General features: G+C 69.8%; 15 protein-coding genes. 9 read left to right on the forward strand and 6 right to left on the reverse strand.

Features of this window, described 5'->3' with window-relative positions; genetic code table 11:
* Positions 1–47: 47 nt before the first annotated feature.
* Complete coding sequence (locus ACFV4K_RS08780) at positions 48–1,385, reverse strand: amidase (protein ID WP_379273338.1); 1,338 nt, start codon at positions 1,383–1,385, stop codon at positions 48–50.
* A gap of 329 nt (positions 1,386–1,714) precedes the next feature.
* On the opposite strand from ACFV4K_RS08780, the gene ACFV4K_RS08785 reads away from it, so the two are divergent.
* The 3 genes from ACFV4K_RS08785 to ACFV4K_RS08795 are packed head-to-tail and all read left to right on the forward strand — an operon-like array spanning position 1,715 to position 7,240.
* A complete protein-coding gene (locus ACFV4K_RS08785; protein ID WP_379273263.1) occupies positions 1,715–4,288 on the forward strand; it encodes a serine/threonine-protein kinase in 2,574 nt (857 codons plus the stop codon).
* Positions 4,285–6,534 carry a protein kinase gene (locus ACFV4K_RS08790; protein ID WP_379273265.1) on the forward strand — a complete coding sequence of 750 codons (2,250 nt, stop codon included), beginning with the start codon at positions 4,285–4,287 and terminating at the stop codon, positions 6,532–6,534. The genes ACFV4K_RS08785 and ACFV4K_RS08790 overlap by 4 nt, the downstream gene beginning before the upstream one ends.
* 19 nt (positions 6,535–6,553) lie before the next feature.
* The gene (locus ACFV4K_RS08795) at positions 6,554–7,240 is read left to right on the forward strand and encodes a nucleoside/nucleotide kinase family protein (RefSeq protein WP_379273267.1); all 687 of its coding nucleotides are present in this window, start codon (positions 6,554–6,556) and stop codon (positions 7,238–7,240) included.
* Between the two features lie 4 nt (positions 7,241–7,244).
* Here the strand turns inward: ACFV4K_RS08795 and ACFV4K_RS08800 are convergent, their stop codons facing one another.
* From ACFV4K_RS08800 to ACFV4K_RS08810, 3 genes are read right to left on the reverse strand one after another with little or no spacing between them, the layout of a single operon-like run.
* Positions 7,245–8,138, reverse strand: coding sequence for a PfkB family carbohydrate kinase (locus ACFV4K_RS08800; RefSeq protein ID WP_379273269.1), 894 nt, complete (start codon positions 8,136–8,138; stop codon positions 7,245–7,247).
* Between the two features lie 20 nt (positions 8,139–8,158).
* Positions 8,159–8,989, reverse strand: coding sequence for an SDR family oxidoreductase (locus ACFV4K_RS08805; protein WP_379273271.1), 831 nt, complete (start codon positions 8,987–8,989; stop codon positions 8,159–8,161).
* Entirely contained in the window at positions 8,989–10,623 is a 1,635-nt protein-coding gene (locus ACFV4K_RS08810; RefSeq protein WP_379273272.1) for an aldehyde dehydrogenase family protein, read from the reverse strand. Before ACFV4K_RS08810 ends, ACFV4K_RS08805 begins: the two co-directional genes overlap by 1 nt.
* A 156-nt stretch (positions 10,624–10,779) precedes the next feature.
* Here ACFV4K_RS08810 and ACFV4K_RS08815 point away from each other — a divergent pair, with 156 nt between their 5' ends.
* A complete protein-coding gene (locus tag ACFV4K_RS08815; RefSeq protein ID WP_379273273.1) occupies positions 10,780–12,045 on the forward strand; it encodes a PucR family transcriptional regulator in 1,266 nt (421 codons plus the stop codon).
* A gap of 11 nt (positions 12,046–12,056) precedes the next feature.
* Here ACFV4K_RS08815 and ACFV4K_RS08820 read toward each other — a convergent pair whose 3' ends face one another.
* Positions 12,057–12,326, reverse strand: a complete 270-nt coding sequence (locus ACFV4K_RS08820; protein ID WP_357275681.1) for a DUF2277 family protein — start codon at positions 12,324–12,326, stop codon at positions 12,057–12,059.
* A gap of 194 nt (positions 12,327–12,520) precedes the next feature.
* Between ACFV4K_RS08820 and ACFV4K_RS08825 the strand changes: the two genes are divergently transcribed.
* On the forward strand, positions 12,521–13,345 hold the full coding sequence (locus ACFV4K_RS08825) for a DUF1266 domain-containing protein (RefSeq protein ID WP_357087511.1): 825 nt from the start codon (positions 12,521–12,523) through the stop codon (positions 13,343–13,345).
* Positions 13,346–13,403: 58 nt separating this feature from the next.
* Here the strand turns inward: ACFV4K_RS08825 and ACFV4K_RS08830 are convergent, their stop codons facing one another.
* Positions 13,404–14,267 carry a hypothetical protein gene (locus tag ACFV4K_RS08830; protein ID WP_379273275.1) on the reverse strand — a complete coding sequence of 288 codons (864 nt, stop codon included), beginning with the start codon at positions 14,265–14,267 and terminating at the stop codon, positions 13,404–13,406.
* Between the two features lie 367 nt (positions 14,268–14,634).
* Between ACFV4K_RS08830 and ftsH the strand changes: the two genes are divergently transcribed.
* From ftsH to folB, 4 genes are all read left to right on the forward strand, one after another.
* Positions 14,635–16,992 (forward strand): ATP-dependent zinc metalloprotease FtsH, encoded by a 2,358-nt coding sequence (gene ftsH / locus ACFV4K_RS08835; RefSeq protein ID WP_379273277.1) that lies wholly within the window; start codon positions 14,635–14,637, stop codon positions 16,990–16,992.
* A 153-nt stretch (positions 16,993–17,145) separates the two neighbouring features.
* Entirely contained in the window at positions 17,146–17,769 is a 624-nt protein-coding gene (gene folE / locus ACFV4K_RS08840) for a GTP cyclohydrolase I FolE (protein WP_379273278.1), read from the forward strand.
* 184 nt (positions 17,770–17,953) lie between these two features.
* Entirely contained in the window at positions 17,954–18,811 is an 858-nt protein-coding gene (gene folP / locus ACFV4K_RS08845; protein WP_379273279.1) for a dihydropteroate synthase, read from the forward strand.
* Positions 18,808–19,197, forward strand: coding sequence for a dihydroneopterin aldolase (gene folB, locus ACFV4K_RS08850; protein ID WP_379273281.1), 390 nt, complete (start codon positions 18,808–18,810; stop codon positions 19,195–19,197). Before folP ends, folB begins: the two co-directional genes overlap by 4 nt.
* Positions 19,198–19,199: the final 2 nt, after the last annotated feature.

Genomic DNA, 19,199 nt, shown 5'->3' on the forward strand with positions numbered 1-19,199 from the left:
GCGCTGTCCTGTGTCCGGGGACGGTCAGGAGACGGGGCCCGATCCCGTCAGGAGACGGTCCGCTGCCAAGGGTGGGCGGCCTCGATCTGGGCGGCCAGCCGCAGGATGGTGGCCTCGCTGCCGGGCGGGCCCGCGATCTGCGCCGCCACCGGGGTGCCGGAGCGCGGGTGCAGGCCCATCGGAATGGAGATGGCGGGCCAGCCGACCAGATTCCACAGCGGCGTGAACGGCGAGAACTTCACGTTGGCAAGCACATTCGCCAGCCACGGCCGCGAATGCCAGCGGCGGGCGCGCGGCGCGGGAGTGGCCAGCGTGGGCGTGATGACCACGTCGTAGCGCTCGAAGTAGTCCAGCAGGCGTGATTCCACCCGGTCGACCTGCGAGGCCCGCAGCAGACCCGACTTCAGCACCGTCCGGCCCAGCGCCACGTGGGTGCGGGTGCGGCGCTGCAGCCGGTCCGGGTGCGGCACGGTCGCGGCCTCGCGGGCGGCATTGGCCAGCCAGCGCAGCAGCAGCGCGAAAGTCACGCCCTGATAAGGGAGTTCGGCCACACCGATGATGTGCCCGGCCAGCGAGGCGGCCGCTGCGGCCTTGTCGGCGGCCGCGGTCCAGGCCAGGTCGACGTGGGTGAGCGGCGTCGGGGCCCCGGTCGCCAGGCCGATGCGCAGGGTCTGCGGGGTGTCCAGGTCGGCCAGGTCGGGGCGGTCCGCCAGCACCGACAGCATGAGCGCGGTATCGGCGACAGTCGTTGCGAGAACGCCGTTTTCGGTCATACCGCCCCACGAGTCGATGCCCACGTCCGCGGGCACCAGGCCGCGGCCCGGCTTCATGCCGACCACGCCCGAGCAGGCCGCCGGGATGCGCACCGAGCCGAGTCCGTCATTGCCGTGCGCGATCGGCACCATGCCGGAGCCGACCGCCGCGCCGGAGCCGCCCGACGACCCGCCCGCGGAGTAGCGGGTGTTCCAGGGGCTGCGGGTGATGCTGCCCGGACCGTCGGTGACGCCCCACAGCCCGAACTCGGGCATGTGGGTGAGCCCGACGACCACCGCGCCCGCCGCCCGCAGCCGCCGCACCACGGCGTGATCGCCGGTGGCGGCCAGATCGGACCCGGACAGCGACCCGCCCCGGGTCACCTCGCCCGCGACATCGATGTTGTTCTTGATCGCGACCGGCACCCCCGCCAGCGGCAGCATGTCCAGATCGGCCCGCTCGGCGACGGCGCGCGCCTCGGCGCGGGCGGCTTCCTCACGGACCAGGCTGAAGGCGTTCAGCTTCCGATCGCGGGCGCGGATCCGGGCCAGCGCGGCCTCGACGGCGTCCTCGGGGGACAGGGTGCCGTTCTGGACCGCGGTGGCGACGCCGATCGCAGTGGTCGGATCCATCGGGGGACGGTCGGACGGGGTGTCGGAATCGGGCGTGTCGGCTCCCCCGTCTCGCGCGTTTGGTGCCACCGCTTCCTCCTCGGCGGCGTCGGCCGTGGCGATCTCCGCCGCTAATGCCGTGCCCTCGTCGTACATGCTGGTGTTCCCCCGTCGCATCGTGTCGAAATCGGGTGATCCGCTCGTGGCCCGCAAGTTATCATTCCGGCTATTGGTCGGGGATGATGGTGTCGGGTGTGGCGGGTTCTTTGACCGAATCTCAGAATCCACGACATCCCCCGGATCGACAGTGCGGATCGACAACATCCGTGCCGAGCCAGATGGGTGCGGACATGGCTTCTGGTTCCGACCACCGTTCCGGCGCATATTCGGCCGGAACTGAATCGAGCGCGGTCGTCGCCTTCGCGGCGGCCTGGGACTCCGCTGCGGCCCCGCCCAGCATCGCCGACTATCTGCCCGACGCCAGCACGCTGCGCCGGGGTGCCCTGCTGGAACTGATCCGCGTCGACATACGCCACCGCTGGCTGCGGCGCACCACCGGGGAACCGGCCACCCCGCCCAAACGACTGCGTGACTACAGCGCCGAATTCCCCGAGCTCACGCCGGCCGACCTGCCCGCCGGGCTGGTATACGAGGAGTTCGTCATCCGCCGCCACAGCGGCGAGCGCGTGGATCCGCGCGACTGCCTGCGCGAGTACCCGGATCAGGCGGGCGAGCTGCGGCAGCTGCTCAATGCCGACGACGAGGACCAGAGCACCCGCCGCGCCGGGCCCGACGAGTCCACCCGCGGCGATTTCGAGCTGGACGCGTCCACTCGCGGCGCCTGGCTCGACGAATCCACCCGGCTCCCGGCCGAGGCCACCGCCCGCACCGGGCTGCCGGTCGAAGGCGACACCACCCGGGTGCCCGACGCGAGCGAGCTGACCCAGTACGAGGACCCCTCGCAGCTGATCGGCGAACCGGCCGATCCCACCCGCGCCACCGGCGGGGTCGCCACCACGCCCGAGACCGGCGCGCTGCTCGACCGCATCGAGATCGGCCAGCGCATCGATGAATTCGACCTGCTGACCAGCCTCGGTTCCGGGGCGTTCGCCCGCGTCTTCCTGGCCCGGCAGCGCTCCCTGCAACGCCTGGTCGCGGTGAAGATCTCCGCGGATCACGGCACCGAACCGCAGACCCTGGCCCAGCTCGACCACGACTACATCGTGCGCGTCTTCGACCAGCGGCTGCTCTCGGACGTGCGCACCGAATCCGGGCGGCGGCTGCGGCTGCTGTACATGCAGTTCCTGCCCGGCGGCACCCTGCTCGGCGTGTTGCGCTGGGTGCGCGCCACCCCGCCCGCCGAACGCAGCGGGCAGCTGCTGCTGGACGCGGCGGACGCGGCCATGGAGGAGAAGGGCGAGATCCGGCCCACCGACTCCAGCGTCCGCGCCGAACTGGCCGGGCTGAGCTGGCCGGAAACCGTTGCGTGGCTGGGCCGCAGACTGGCCGAGGCGCTGGACTACGCGGACTCGCACGGGGTGCTGCACCGCGACGTGAAACCCGCGAACGTGCTGCTCACGGCCGAGGCCGTGCCGAAACTGGCCGACTTCAATATCAGTTTCAGCCGCAATCTGGACAGTTCCAGCCCGGTCGCCTACTTCGGTGGTTCGCTGTCCTACATGTCCCCGGAACAGCTGGAAGCCTGCCATCCGGCGGCCGCGACCAGTGCCGCCGACCTGGACACCCGCGCCGACATCTTCTCCCTCGGGGTGGTGCTGTGGGAACTGCTCACCGGGGCCAAACCCTTCGACGACAGCACCGCCGGACCCGGCGACCACGGCGACCGCACCACCCTCGAGGCCATGCTCGCCCGCCGCCGCAGCGGCGTCGACACCGTGGCCCTGGACCGGGTGCCGCCCGACTGCCCGGCCGCGCTGCGCCGGGTCCTGCTCACCTGTCTGGCACCCGACCGCGACCAGCGCTGGAGCAGCGGCGCCGTGCTGGCCGGCCAGCTCGACATGTGCCTGGACGAACGCGCCCGCGACCTGGTCGACCCACCCCCGAACAGCTGGCGGATGCGGTTGCGGCCATGGCTGATTCCCCTGGTCACGCTGGCCGTGGCGATCCCGAACATACTGGCCTCGCTGTACAACATCGCGCACAACCGGGCCTTCATCATCAGTCACCTGTCCGAGTCGGCCATGCGCACCTTCGTGCTCACCACCAGCTCGGTGAACCTGATGTTCTTCCCGCTCGGCACGGCCATCATCGCTTACCTGTGCTGGTCGGTGGTCGTGGTGCCGCGCGGGCTGCGCAAGGGCCAGGAATACGACGCCGAGACGCTACGCAGAGCCCGGGCGGACGTGCTGCTCGCCGGGGAACGCATCTCCTCGGTGGTGTTCGGGCTGTGGGTGGTCGCGGGCTTCACCTTCCCACTGGTGCTGCGCATGACCGCCACCGATCTCCCGGTGCGCGGTGTCGTGCACTTCCTGGTGTCGCTGGTGGTGTGCGGGGCGATCGCGGTGGCGTATCCGTTCTTCCTGGTCGCCTTCTATCTGGTGCGGTGCATCTATCCGATGTTCCTGCGGCACGGCGACATCAGCGGCGAGGACGCGGTGTGGCTGCATCGGCTGGGCCGTCGCTGCACCACCTATCTGGCGGTGGCGGCGTCGGTGCCGCTGCTCGCGGTCGCGGGCGTGACGTTCCTGCCGCCGGAGGACATTCCGAAGGTGATCGTGGCGGTCCGGGTGCTCAGCGTCGGCGGGATCGCGGCGTTCGTGCTGATCTACGCCATCTTCCGGGCCCTCGAGGCGGACCTGGCGGCGCTGGAACGCGTGGTCGCGCCGGCCCGCTCGGCGGGCCCGACCGGCGACGGCGAGACCGCGGCGTCCGGCGCCGATGGCGATACGGGTGCCACGCCGTGAGTGAACTCTCGGCCCGAGCTCTCGCCCGCTTCTCCGCCGACTGGGAATCAACCCTGCGCGGCGACCGCCAGGAACCGCCGCTCCTGGCCGGGTATCTGCCCGACGGGCGCGCGGTCCGGCTCGAGGTGCTCACCGATCTGGTCCGCGTCGACATGCGGCAGCGCTGGCGGCGCGCCGGACTGGAGAAGCGGGTCGCGGAGTACCGCCGGGAGTTCCCGGAGATGGGAACCAGTCCGGCCTTCGCCGATCTGGTGTGCGAGGAGTACCTGGCCCGCAGCCGTTTCCGGCCCCTCGACGTGGACAGCTTCACCGCCGAATACCCCGAGGTCGCCACCGAGATCCGTCGCCGCTTCACCGGCGAGACCCCACCGCCCCCGCCGCCGGTGCTGCCCGAGGGCATCGAGACCGGTCGCCGCCTCGACGATTTCGACCTGCTCACCGATCTCGGCGGCGCCGACTACAGCCGCATGTTCCTGGCCCGGCAGCGTTCCATGCAGCGACTGGTCGCGGTCCGGGTGGAGGCGGGCGCGGATAGCGACACCGTCGCCCAGCTCGACCACCAGTACATCGTGCGCGTTTTCGACCAGCGGCTGATCGCGGACGGCAGCACCGGGAAGCCACTGCGACTGCTGTACATGCAGTACGTGCCCGGCGGCACCGCCGAGGGCGTGCTCGCCCAGCTGCGCCGCGAAGCCAAGGCGGCGGACAATGGCGGCAAACCCGGCGGCCGCATGATCCACCGCACCGCCCCCGCCACGAACGGACTGCCCGACGGCGGATTGCTGTTGCGCGCCATCGATTCCGCCATGGAGGCCAAGGGCGAGAGCCGCCCGTCCGGATCGCCGGTGCGAACCGACATCGCCGCCCTGAGCTGGCCTGAAACCGTGGCCTGGGTGGGGCGGCGGCTCGCCGAGGCACTCGAATACGGGAAACGGCAAGGGGTGCTGCACCACGACATCCGGCCGGCCAACGTGCTGTTCACGGCCGAAGGGGTGCCGAAACTCGCGGATTTCGCACTGGGGCCGATGTATTGGAGCACCGAGTTCATCGGTGCCAGGAGCGCGAGCGCGAACGGCGCGGAGGCACTGCGGTATCGGTCGCCGGAAGCGCTACGGGCCCTGCTGGATTCGGCCGCGCCGTCGCCCGGCCCCGCCAGCGACATCTACTCGCTCGGCGTGGTGCTGTGGGAAATGCTCACCGGCTCACTGCCGTTCGACGATCCCGAGGCCGGGACCGACGCCGTGCCGGCGATGCTGGCCCGCCGTATGGCCGGGGTGCCCGCGGCGGCCTTGGACAACCTGCCCCCGGACACTCCCGCCACCCTGCGGCGTGTGCTGCTGGAATGCCTGCGCCCCGACGCGTCCCGGCGTTGGCAGAGCGGCGGTCAGCTGGCCGGGCAGCTGGACCTGTGCCTGGACCCCGATGCCCGGGATCTGATCGACCCGCCCGCGCACAGCCTGTGGGCGCGGTTGCGGAGCTGGCCGGTGCCGATCGCGGTGCTGTGCGTGGGTCTGCCGAACGCACTGGCCAGTTGGTACAACATCCGGATCAACAAGAGCCTCATCGTGGATGAGCTGTCGGCGTCGGATCAGTACCGGTTCGAGCAGGTGGCGCTGATCAACAATCTGGCGGCCTTCCCGGTGGCCGCGCTGCTGTTGTTGTGGCTGGCGCGGCGCCCGCTGACGGTCTCGTACCGGCTGGGTCGCGGCCACGAGTACACCCCGGATCAGCTGGCCCGCGCCCGCGCGGACACCCTGCTGCTGGGGGAGCGGGTGGTGTGGGTGCCGTTCGCCTTGTGGCTGATAGCCGGAATCGCGTGGCCACTGGCGCTGGCCGGTGCCGGAGCGCGCCTGCCGCACACGGCTTTCGCGCATTTCTTCACCGCGCAGGTGGTGTGCGCGACCATCGCGCTGGCCTATCCGTTCTTCCTGATCATGGTGTATTCGGTGCGGTCGCTGTATCCGCAGTTGCTGGCGCGCGGTTCGGTGGGGCACGAGGATCGGCGGCAGCTGGCGGCGCTGGCGCGGCGCAGCAATTTCTATCTGGCCGCGGCGGCGTCGGTGCCGCTGCTCGGGGTGGCATCGGTGACGTTCGTGTCGACCGACGAGCTGGGGTTGGTGATCGTGCCGCTGCGCATCCTCAGCGTGGGCGGCGTGCTGGCGTTCGTGGTGATCTATCGGTTGTCGCGGATGCTGGAAGCCGATCTGGGAGCGCTGGTTCGCGCCATTCCCGAAGCCGGGCACTGATTCCCCGTAGGCTCGTGGGGTGGCGATACGTGGCAGTGTCGAAACTTCCTTGGCGGAGTTGGCGGCGCGAGTCCGCCGACGTGCTGAAGGTCATTCCGGTCGGTTTCTGCTGGGGATCGCGGGCCCGCCCGGGGCGGGCAAATCCACCCTCGCCCGCGGCATCCGCGATGAACTGAACCTGGCCGCCGGGACCGCCATCGCCGAAGTCGCGCCCATGGACGGCTTCCACCTCACCAACGACCGGCTGCGCGCCGCCGGAATCCTGGACCGCAAGGGCGAACCGGAGACCTTCGACGCCGAAGGCTATGCGGCGCTGCTCCGAACGCTCCGCGACGCCACCCCCGGCACCCCGGTGCCCTGGCCCACCTACGACCGCGACCTGCACGAACCGATGCCAGCCGGCGTCGTCTTCGACCACCACGCGATCGTCGTCACCGAGGGCAACTATCTGCTGCTCGACGACCGTTCCCACCCGGGCTGGGCCGCCGTCCGCCCCCAGCTCGACGAGGCCTGGTACCTGGACGTGCCGCGCCCGATCATCGAACAACGTCTGCTGCGCCGACATATTCGCGGCGGCCGCACGCCCGCGGCCGCCCGCGACAAGGTGATGAACAGCGACCTGCGCAATGCCGTCCTGGTCGAATCCACCCGCGGCCGAGCCGATCTGGTGCTCCGGAAAGCCGGTCGCGGCTACCGCATCGACTGAGCGGTCACCGCATCGGCCGAGTTTCGAAGTGCCGCATCCATTCCCGGGTGCCGACGTAGCGACAGGAGGCGCTGGCCACGACGGCTGCCTCGCGCAGCGCGGCCGGGAAGTCGGCGCCGCGTTCGTGGAAGTGGCAGAACGCGCCGTGCAGGATGTCGCCCGCCCCGAGCGTGTCGATCGCGGGTTCGGCGGGAACGCGGATCTCGCCGCGGCCGCCCGGCGTCGAATAGCGGATCGGGCCGCCGCCCCCGGTGACCGCCACCAGCGCCGGGCCCACCGCGTGCAGGTGGTCGAACACCTCATCCGTCGAATCCGCCGCTACCCCAGGCGGAGTGAAGGCACTCGAGCAGATCGCGATATCCACGATCGGCAGCAGTTCGGCATGCACCGGCCGCCAGCGCCCGGCATCGAGCACCACCGGCACTCCCGCCGCCCGAGCCGCCGTGGCGAGCCGTACGGCATGGTCGGGGTAGTGGCCGTCCACCAGCAGCAGCGACGCGTCCGCGACCGTCTCGGCCGTCGAGTCGTCGAGATCCGGATGGATCCGCGAGCCGTCCAGCGACACGATGGTCCGGGTGGCCGCCGCCGTGGCGACGATGATCGAGGACACCGGCGGTTGCTGATCACCGTCCGGGGTGAGGTCCACGGGGGTGACGCCGTGCTGCCGCAGATCACCCCGGATCAGTTCCGCCAGTGGGTGTTTCCCCAACGCGGTGACCAGCGCGGGGTGCGCGCCGGACAGGAACGCGTAGGCGACCGCCGCATTGGCGGCCGGTCCGCCCGCGCCCAGGAACAGGTCGGCGGCCTGGGTCTTGGAGTCCTCGGCGGGATACCGGTCGACGGCATAGGCGAGATCCAGTGTCGACAATCCGGCGAAAACCGCACTCCTGCTTCCCATGCCGCCGACCCTACGGTGAGCTAGTCGCGCACCCGATGCTCGTAGGCCTTGCGCGCGTCGCTGTCCACGTCGTCGAGGAAGGCGGTCTGCGAACCCAGCGCCCGCCCGATGGCGTCACCCACGAACTGCGGCAGCAGCCCGACGGCCTGCGCGATGATCCCCGCCACCGCGGTGACCCGCGCCTTCGCCTTGGGCGCCACGATCAGCTTCGCGATGGCGTCCGCGATCTCCTCGGGTTCGGCCGCGCGCATCAGCCTGGGCAGTGAAACCCCGGATCCCAGTTCGGTTTTGGTGAGCGTGGGCAGCACCGAGGAGAACTCGAGCCCGGTGCCCCGGTACTCCTCGCGCAGGGTGTCGGTGAAGCCGAGCACCGCGTGCTTGCTGGCGTTGTAGGTGGCCAGCCCGGGAATGTGGCTCTCGCCCGCCAGCGACGCGATATTGATGACGTGCCCGTGCCCGCGCGGCAGCATGCGGGCGATGCCCAGCTTGGAGCCGAGGATCACGCCGTACACATTGATGTCGAGGATGCGGCGGGTGATCTGGTCCGGCTCGTCCACCACGCGTCCGGTGGGCATGATCCCGGCATTGTTGATCAGCACGTCAATCGGGCCGAGCCGGCGTTCCACCTCGTCGAGGAAGCCCTCGAAGGACTGCTGGTCGGTGACGTCCAGCTTGTCGTAGACGTCGAAATCCCGTGCCGCGCCCGACTCTTTGACGGTGGTCTCGTCGATATCGCCGATGGCGATCTTCGCGCCGAGCGCCTGCAGGGCGGTGGCGGTGGCCAGGCCGATGCCGCGCGCGCCGCCGGTGATCACCACGACCTTGCCGGCGATGGTTCCGAAGTCGGTCATCACAGCCCCCGCACGGTCTTGACGATGGCGGGCACGTTCAGACGCCGCAGCCCGCGAGTGCCCGCGGCCCGCATGGCACTCATGGCGAACATCAGCTTGGGCGGTGAATACGGGAACCACAGCGGTTCCTTGGTCATGGTGGGCAGGATCGGCTTGGTGATGGCCTGCTGGCGGCAGTACTTGCGCACGCCGTTGGGGCCGCCCCAGCGCGCGCCGGTGCCGGACAGGCCCCAGCCGCCCATGGGCAGCGCGAAGCTGAACATATTGGCGAAGACGTCGTTGATATTGACCGCGCCCGCGTTCAGCCGGCGCGCAACGCGTTCGGCGCGATCGTTGTCGCCCGACCACACCGACGCGGACAGCCCGTAGATCGAATCATTGGCCAGCCGAATGGCTTCCGCCTCGTTGGCGACCTTCATGACCGGCAGGGTGGGGCCGAAGGTCTCCTCGGTCATGCAGGTCATGGTGTGGTCCACGTCGGCGAGCACGGTCGGCTCGAACAGGGTGCCGACGCCGGTCCGCTTGCCGCCGGTGGTGATTCGCGCACCCGCCTTGACGGCTTCCTCGACGTGCCGCTGCACGATCTGCGCCTGGTTCTCGTTGGCCAGCGCGCCCATGTCGTATTGAGGCTTGCGGCCGTCCACGCCCTGGCGGACCTCCTTGACCGCGGCGGTCAGCTTCGCCAGGAACTCGTCGTACACAGCGGCTTCCACGTACACGCGTTCCACCGAGATGCACACCTGCCCGGCGTTGAACAGCCCGCCGAAGGCGATGCCGTGCGCAGCGCGGTCCAGGTCGGCGTCGGCCAGCACGATGGCCGGGTCCTTGCCGCCGAGCTCCAGGCTGAACGGGATCATCCGCTCGGTGCAGGCCGAGGCGATCTTGCGGCCGGTGGCGGTGGACCCGGTGAACTGGATGTAGTCGGCGTTGCCGACCACGGCCGCGCCGGTCTCGCCCGCGCCGGTGACGACCTCGAACACCGGGGGCGCGCCGATCTCACGCCAGCCCCGCGCCAGTTCGACGGCCGAGAGCGGGGTCACCTCGGAGGGCTTGAGGATGACCGCGGCGCCCGCGGCCAGCGCCGGGATCACGTCGATGACCGGCATGGCCAGCGGGAAGTTCCACGGGGTGATCACGCCGACCACCGGGTACGGGCGGAAGACGGTGGTCAGCTGCTTGACTCGGGCCAGCGGGCTGTGCGGCGAAGGGTGTTCGTCGGCCAGGAATTTCGCGGCGCGGCGGGCGTAGTAGCCGGTGAGGTCGACCGAGAAGGCCGGGTCGATGAGCGAGTCCACGCGGGCCTTGCCGGTCTCGGACTGCAGCACGTCGGCCAGGTGGTCGGTGTTGTCGACCAGCCAGTCCTGCAATTTGAGCAGCCATTCCTTGCGGCCGTCGGGGCCCAGGGCCTCCCAGGCGGGCTGGTGCGCGCGCAGTTCGCGGACCTTGGCGGCGACGGTGTCGGCCGAGTCGATCGGGACCGTCCCGGCGAGCGCCCCGGTCGCGGGGTTGCGAACCTCGAGCTCGGTGGCCGGTTTCGGGACCTCGGGCTGCGGGGCGGCCTTGGTCGCGGTCCCGGCTGCCTTGCGGGTCCCGGTCTTGCGAGCGGTGCCCGCGGCGGGTTCGGTATTGGTCACGATGTGCCTCTCCCCATGCGCTACGTTGCGATGGCGAGCTGTGTGCCAGCTCACCGGACTATGATCGTGACACAATTTCGCGAGCCCATGCTTGGCTAATCGGGTCAATAGTTCCGGTCGGTTTTGTGCTCGGAGTACAAACCCCGGAGGTGCCCCGTGACGACGACGCTGAACAGCGCCGAGATCCGGCAATGGATCGCCGATTTCGTCGCCGAGACCCTGCCCGCCGAAACCCTCGAACAGGTCGTCACTCGCCTCGACAACGCGATCATCGCCCGCATCCCCGAACTGCGTGACCGCGATATGCGCCGCGACCTGGCCGCCAGCAGTCGCGCCCACGCCGTCGCCGTGCTCAGCGGCCTCACCCAGGACCGCTTCGACTACCCGGTCCCCGAGGAAGCCCACGCCTTCGCCCGCACCGTCGCCCGCCGCGGCTACGACGTGCGCCTGCTGCTGCGCGTCTACCACCTCGGTCAGGAAGCCTGCATCGACTACATGACCGAGGTGCTCGAACAGCGGCAGTTGCCGCGCGATATCGAAAGATCGCTGCTGCTTCGGCTTTTCGACCGCACCACGCGCTGGGTCAGCACCTCGGTCGAAACCCTCACCGACACTTATATGGCCGAACGCGAACGCGGCCTGCGCGCCGCCCTCACCCAGCGCGCCGAGATCGTGCGCAGCCTGCTCGACGGCGCCGACGTGGACACCGAGAGCGCGTCCGCCCGGCTCGGATACCGGCTCGGCCAACGGCATCTGGCGCTCGTGGTGTGGACCGACGAGGATGCCGCGCCGTTGCCGTCCGACGGCAGCGGCGAGGCGGTGGGCCGGCTCGACCGGATCGTGGCCCGATTCGCGGGCACGCTCGGCAACGGCAGCCTGCTCACCGTGCCGTCCGGCGCGACCGCGCTGTGGGCCTGGATCGGCGTCGACGGCGACGGAGTGTCCGGCCCGGCGATTCCCGGGCCGGACGATCCGGTGTGGTCGGTGGACGCGCCCGTGCGCGTCGCGGTCGGCGTGCCCGCCGCGCACACCGCCGGCTTCCGGGCCAGCCACCGTGAGGCGGTCGCGGCCCGGCAGGTCGCCGAACGGGCCCGGCCGGGTGCGCCGCGCGTGCTGCACTACTCGGAGGTGGAGGTCGCCTATCTGGCGGGAACCGACGAGGCCGCGATGCGTTCGCTCATCGCACGGGAACTGGGCGCACTCGCCGCCCCCGACCCGCAGTCGGCGCGATTGCGCGAAACCTTGCATGCCTATCTCCGAGCCCGGCGCAGCCCCGACGCGGCCGCGAAAACGCTCGGCGTGCACAAGAACACGGTGCGATACCGCATTCAGCGCATAGAAGAACTACTCGGTCACTCACTCGACCAGCACGGACCTCGGCTGGAGATCGCGCTCGACTGCGTGGCGGTGTACGGCGTGTGATTCGGCGAGCCTCAGCTCGCCTCCTCCGCGATGGCCTCCCGGGCGGCCCGGCGGCGGGTGGGCGGTTCGCCCTCCGAGGCCCGGCGTTCCGGTAATTCGGCCAGCAATTGGGTGGTGGCGGCGGCGATCGCGGCGACCGCCTTGTCCACCGCAGTCTTGGTAGCCGTTGTCAATCCCGACACCCCGCCGACTTTCCGCACGTATTCCTGTGCGGCGGCATAGATTTCCTGCTCGGTGGCGGCCGGTGTGAGGCCGCGCAGCAGGGTGATGTTCCCACTCATGCCCCCAGAGATTAGCGTCGGATTACCCGCTGTGACAGGGCAAGATTCAGACAATTGCGTGACTGTGTCGTGTCGGGTTCGCTGGAATTACGGACCGAATGGTTTGCCGATTATTCGCACCCGCCGCGACAGGTGTGGCAGACGCGATCGGCGAATAGGCGGCCACTCCAAGATCGATGGGGAACAATCGGGTTATGCCCGCCCGCGACGTACCCACGCTGACCACATTTCCCTATCCGGAGCTGGACCAGCGCGAAGACGATCATTGGTCCGGTGCGCAGGTCTCGGACGACGAACTGCGCGCACTGGCGCTCGGCGGCTTCTATTCAGCGCGCTGGGACGCCTTCCACGACGCGCTGCTGCTCGGACCCGAACGCGACCACCCCCTGGGTGATCGCCGCGAACTTGCCATCGACACCCTCACCGGCGCCTGGGGCATCACCGACGGCACCGAGGCCATGGCCTCGATGGAACAACTGCTCGACGGCATGCACGGCCCGCTCTACGCGCTCGTGCATCCGCTCGTCATGGCGGCCATCAACTCCCCTGAACGCGACCGCTTCGGTGAACGCGCGGATCGTCATCGCGCCTTCCTACGCCAGGTCGGTTCCTTCCGCGGCATGGAGAATCCCGAAGCCCTGGTCCGCGATTACGACATCTGGTCGCAGGCCATCAAACTCGGTCTCACCGACCACCTGGTCCGCCCGCTGCCCACCGATATCCAGGCCTGGGATCTGGCCCGGGTGGTGGCCGTCGCGCGCATGGCCTACACCGCCGGCTACCTCGACGCCGACGTCGCCTGGGACTACCTGATGCGGGCCCTGCCCCCGGCCCAGCGCAAATACCGCAACTGGCGGCAATTCGGGGACGCCTACTTGGCCGGGTGGACCTACTGGCAGGCCTGCGAGGACCTCGCGGAACTGAAATCCGGCGGCGTGGACCGGCGCATGGAATTGCTACGCCTGTGGATGCGGCCGACCAGCCCGTGGCGGCGGATCACGCTGCAGCCGGACGAATAACATCCGCGGTTCGGGGGCCATTCGCCCCCAAACCCTGCCTCGGTTCCGGCCGTGTCGATCAGTCCGGCAGGGACCGGAGAATTCCGCGGCCGTAGCGCTGGAACTGCGCGTCGTCGACCATGCCGAGCGAATGCCGCTCGACCAGCAATTCCCACTCCGAGTACAGCTTCGCCACACCCGGATCGGCCGGCCCGGCCGCACCGTCGGCGACCTCGCGCTGAATGGCGAAATTCAACGCGCCCGCGACCCGATCGGTGTCGGCGCGATCGGTGCCGAGGAAATTCCAGATCAGATTGCCGTCACTGACCTCGAGACCGTATTCGCCGGGCGCCGAGTCCGCCGCGTCCTCGTCGGTGGTGCGAGCCCACAGCAGGGCCGCGATCGGCAGTTCGTGGGCGAAACGCTTGCCCGAGCCGAGGGCCACGAAGATCAGCCGCGTGGTGGTGACCGCGAGCAGGCCGGTGGCCTTGGGCGCGGGCGCCTGCGTGGTGACCAGGGCGGTCTCCAACACGTACTCGCCGGGCGTGACGAACCGCTGCAACGCCGCGATCGCGGGCTTGGCGTCCCGCTTGGGGGCCATGCGCCGGACCGCGCGGTCCACGTCGGCGCGGGCGGGTCCGCCGCGGCCCCAGGAGGGCGCGGGCGGGGTCAGATCGGGGGCGGCCACGTCCAGCCGCTGGGTGGCCAGGATCTGGTTGTTGATCCGCTCGACGATGACGGTCGCGGCGGGCACATCGTGTTCGGCGATGAGCACCGGCAGCGGGGTCCGGTCGGCGGGGACTCCGGTCAGGACCGGGGTGGGGTAGCGGAGGTAGATCTCGATGACGACGGCGTCATCGGCGCGCCGGTTCAAACGCACCTTCAGCAGGTCGCTCACCGGCACGTCGAGCACGCGCTCGCCGTCCGTTCCAGGTCGCAGCACCGTCAACCGCCCGTTGCCATGACGCACAATCGCCGTGGGTGTCCGTAGCTCGACTATGTCCATACCCCCTGCGCTCTGTTGTGTCGCCACTCACGATGTAACGACCATGCCATGGTTGTGACCACGAGGTCCGACACCAGGGGGTGATCGAACCGACGTGTTGCCGCAAGTGGTCGGGGAACCACCCGCGTTCTCCAGCCGTTTACCTGTTGAACTGCACTAGCTGCCGAACTGCGCGATGTAACGACTAGACCGTACGCGGTACCGTGGCATGTCCGCATCCGTTCGCCGGAACGGGCGTGCCCCGAAAGCACAGCAGGCAACCGGATACACCCCCCGGAAAGGACTGGCCTCCGGCCGACGCTCTATGACCCGCAAGAATGTGTTCCGCAACCTGGCCATAGTCGCGGGCTTTCTGCTCGTGATCTGGTTGGTCAGCTATTTCAGCAACGACACGCGCGGCTGGCATAGCGTCGATACTTCGGTGGCGCTGTCCCAGCTGCAGGACAAGCAGAATGTCGAATCGGTTCAGATCGACGACAAAGAACAGCAGCTGCGCATCACGCTGAAGAATCCCACCGACGCGACCAAGGGCGAGACGAAGCTGCTCGCCAAGTATCCGGGCGGCGGTGAGGTGTCCGCGCAGATGTTCAAGGCCGCACAGGATTCCGGCGCCAAGGTGAACACCTCGGTCAAGCAGGACTCGTGGCTGAGCCAGATCCTGCTCTTCATGCTGCCCATGGTGATCCTGCTGGGCCTGTTCATCTTCGTGATGTCGCGCATGCAGGGCGGCGGCCGCGGCGGCATGATGGGCTTCGGCAAGTCGAAGGCCAAGCTGCTGTCGAAGGACATGCCCAAGACCACGTTCCAGGATGTGGCGGGCGCCGACGAGGCCATCGAAGAGCTCGAGGAGATCAAGGACTTCCTGCAGAACCCGGCGCGGTACCAGGCGCTGGGCGCGAAGATCCCCAAGGGCGTGCTGCTCTACGGCCCGCCCGGCACCGGAAAGACGTTGCTGGCCAAGGCCGTTGCCGGTGAGGCGGGCGTCCCGTTCTTCACCATCTCCGGTTCGGACTTCGTCGAGATGTTCGTCGGCGTCGGCGCCTCCCGGGTGCGCGACCTGTTCGATCAGGCCAAGCAGAACAGCCCCTGCATCATCTTCGTCGACGAGATCGACGCGGTCGGCCGCCAGCGCGGCGCGGGCCTGGGCGGCGGTCACGACGAGCGCGAGCAGACCCTGAACCAGCTGCTGGTCGAGATGGACGGCTTCGGTGAGCGCACCGGAGTCATCATCATGGCGGCCACCAACCGGCCCGACATCCTGGACCCGGCGCTGCTGCGCCCGGGCCGTTTCGACCGGCAGATCCCGGTCGGCAACCCGGACCTCAAGGGCCGCCGCGCGATTCTGGCCGTGCATTCCAAGGGCAAGCCGATCTCGCCGGAAGCCGACCTCGACGGTCTGGCCAAGCGCACGGTCGGCATGTCGGGCGCGGATCTGGCGAACGTCATCAACGAGGCCGCGCTGCTCACCGCGCGCGTGCACGGCACCGTGATCACCGGTGCGGCCCTGGAGGAGTCGGTCGACCGCGTCATCGGCGGCCCCCGCCGCAAGTCGCGGGTGATCAGCGAGCACGAGAAGAAGATCACCGCGTACCACGAGGCCGGTCACACCCTGGCCGCCTGGGCGATGCCCGACATCGAGCCCGTCTACAAGGTCACCATCCTGGCCCGCGGCCGCACCGGCGGCCACGCCATGACCGTGCCCGAGGACGACAAGGGCCTGATGACCCGCTCGGAGATGATCGCCCGCCTGGTGTTCGCCATGGGTGGTCGCGCGGCCGAGGAACTGGTGTTCCACGAGCCGACCACGGGCGCGTCGTCCGATATCGACCAGGCCACCAAGACCGCGAAGGCCATGGTCACCGAGTACGGCATGAGCGCCCGCCTGGGCGCGGTCCGCTACGGCCAGGAGCAGGGCGACCCGTTCCTGGGCCGGTCCATGGGCATGGGTTCGGACTACTCGCACGAGGTGGCCCGCGAGATCGACGAGGAGGTGCGCAACCTCATCGAGGCCGCGCACACCGAGGCCTGGTCGGTGCTCAACGACTACCGCGACGAGCTGGACTCGCTGGCCACCGCACTGCTGGAACGCGAGACCCTGCACCGCAAGGACCTCGAGACCATCCTCGCCACCGTCGAGAAGCGGCCGCGCATCACGGCTTTCAACGATTTCGGTGAGCGCAAGCCCTCGGACCGCCCGCCGGTGAAGACGCCGCGCGAGCTGGCCGCCGAACGCGGTGAGCCGTTCCCGGAGGAGGAGTCGCGCCCGGCTGCGCAGCCCGCCAACGGGTACCCGGATCCGGCCTACGCCGGGGCGCAGCCGCAGTACGGCGGCTATCCCGCCGCCGCGCCGCAGGGCTACCCGGCGGCGCCGCAGGCTCCGGCCTACCCGCGTCACGGCACGCCCACGCACGGTTCGCGTCCGGACTACGGCGCTCCGGCCGGCTGGTCCGCGCCGGGCTGGCCGCCGCAGGAGGACGAGGGTCAGTCCCCGCAGCCGCGCGGCGCGTACGGCGGCTGGGCGCCCGCGGGTAACCAGCGGTATCAGCCGGGCGGTCAGTACCAGCCGGGCTATCAGCAGCCGGAGGCCCCGGCCGCGCCGCCCGTTGCCGGGAATGACGAGGACGAGAAGAACGGTTGGGACGGACCGAACGGTCGTCGCTGACCGCGGTCCCGATACGCTCTAGGGGTTCGCGGCCCGGCTCGGGCGAGTTCGTTCGCGGGGCGATTGCCCACGCGAAGGAACTCGCCCGAGTGGCACGGCGACCGCGTCCAGGCCGCGTCTGTATGTGCGGCAAGTCAACACAGGAGGTGTCGATTGTCGGCCACCAACAATCGTGTCGTATCCGGCCCGATCGCACGCGACACCGGTCGGCCGTTCGATCAGGACCGTGCCGAGGCCGCTGTCCGCGAACTGCTGATCGCGGTCGGCGAGGACCCGGACCGTCCCGGTCTCGCCGATACCCCGGCCCGGGTGGCCCGGGCCTACCGCGAGATGTTCGCGGGCTTGTTCACCGATCCGTCCGACGTCCTCAACACCACGTTCGAGGAAGGGCACCAGGAACTGGTGCTGGTGCGCGACATCCCCATGTACTCGACCTGTGAACACCACCTGGTGGCGTTCCACGGCGTCGCGCACGTCGGCTACATCCCCGGCCCGCACGGCCGGGTGACCGGTCTGTCCAAGCTGGCCCGCCTGGTCGACCTCTACGCCAAGCGCCCGCAGGTGCAGGAGCGGCTCACCTCCCAGGTCGCCGACGCGGTGATGGAGAAGCTGGATCCGCGCGGCGCGATCGTGGTGATCGAGGCCGAGCACCTGTGCATGGCGATGCGCGGCATCCGCAAGCCGGGCGCGTCCACCACCACCTCGGCCGTGCGCGGCATGCTGCAGAGCAATGCCTCCTCGCGCGCCGAGGCCCTGGACCTCATTCTCCGAAAGTGAGCGCTGTGTCCAACATGCCCTCCGCTTCGCTCCGGGCGGGGTTCGCGGCCCCGAGGTCTCGATTCTTCCCTCCTCCGCTCCTCCGCTTCGCTCCCCGCTTGGCCGCGAACCTGGGGTGCGGGAGTCTGGGGTCGTTGTGACATCACGCCTGTTGGAGCCGCGTGGGGGGCGTTCCTGTGTGGTGATGGGCGTAGTCAATGTCACCAGCGATTCGTTCTCCGATGGCGGCCGCTACCTGGATCCCGGTCTGGCGGTCGCGCACGGGCTCGAGCTGTACGAGATGGGCGCGGACATCGTCGATGTCGGCGGTGAGTCGACGCGGCCGGGCGCGATCCGGATCGATCCGGAAACCGAAGCGGCGCGGGTGGTTCCGGTGATCCGCGAGTTGGCCGCGGCGGGTGTGCCGACCAGTGTGGACACCATGCGGGCCGATGTGGCCGCGGCGGCGATCGCGGCGGGCGTGACCATGGTCAACGACGTGTCCGGCGGTCGCGCCGACCCGGACATGGTGAAAGTGGTCGCGGAGTCCGGGATTCCGTGGATCCTCATGCACTGGCGCGCCGAGGCGGACTACCGGCACGCCGGGCCCGCCGAGCAGTACGACGACGTGGTGTCGAAGGTGTGGGAGGAACTCGAGGCGCAGGTCGAGTTCGCGATCGCCGGCGGCGTCGGCCTGGACCAGCTGGTATTGGATCCGGGCCTGGGCTTCGCCAAGAACTCCGACCACAACTGGGAGTTGCTGGGCGGCTTGTTCTATCGCATGACCGAGATGATGGACGCCGGGATCCCGATCCTGATCGGGGCCTCCCGCAAGCGCTTCCTCGGCGCGCTGCTGGCCGAGGGTGAGACCCCGCGCCCGCCCGACGGCCGCGAGGTGGCCACGGCCACGATCTCGGCGCTGGCCGCCGAGCACGGCGCGTGGGGTGTGCGGGTACACGACGTGCGGTCGTCGCTCGACGCGATTTCGGTGGTGGACGCCACCACCCGGGCCGCGCGGCAGCTGCGGGAGCGGTATCGGCGGGAAGCGGGGCAGCGGCGGTGAGCGGGGACCGGATCGAATTGCGCGGCCTGCGCGTCTTCGGCCACCACGGGGTGTTCGACTTCGAGAAGCGCGACGGCCAGGAGTTCGTCGTGGATCTCACGCTGTGGACCGACTTCTCGGCCGCCGCGAAATCCGACGATATCGCCGACACCATCCACTACGGCGAGCTCGCCGAGCAGGTGGTGGCCATCGTGGCGGGCGAGCCGAAGGATCTGATCGAGACGGTGGTCTCCGACATCGCCGACGAGGTGATGGCCGATTCCCGCATCCAGGCGCTGGAAGTGGTGCTGCACAAGCCTTTCGCGCCGATTCCGCATACCTTCGAAGACGTCCGTGTAGTCACGTCCCGCCGGCGCGCAACAGACCCTGAGGGAGCGGAGGAGTAGCG

Origin of the sequence: Nocardia sp. NPDC059764, assembly GCF_042732555.1 — a bacterium.
GTDB lineage: Bacteria > Actinomycetota > Actinomycetes > Mycobacteriales > Mycobacteriaceae > Nocardia.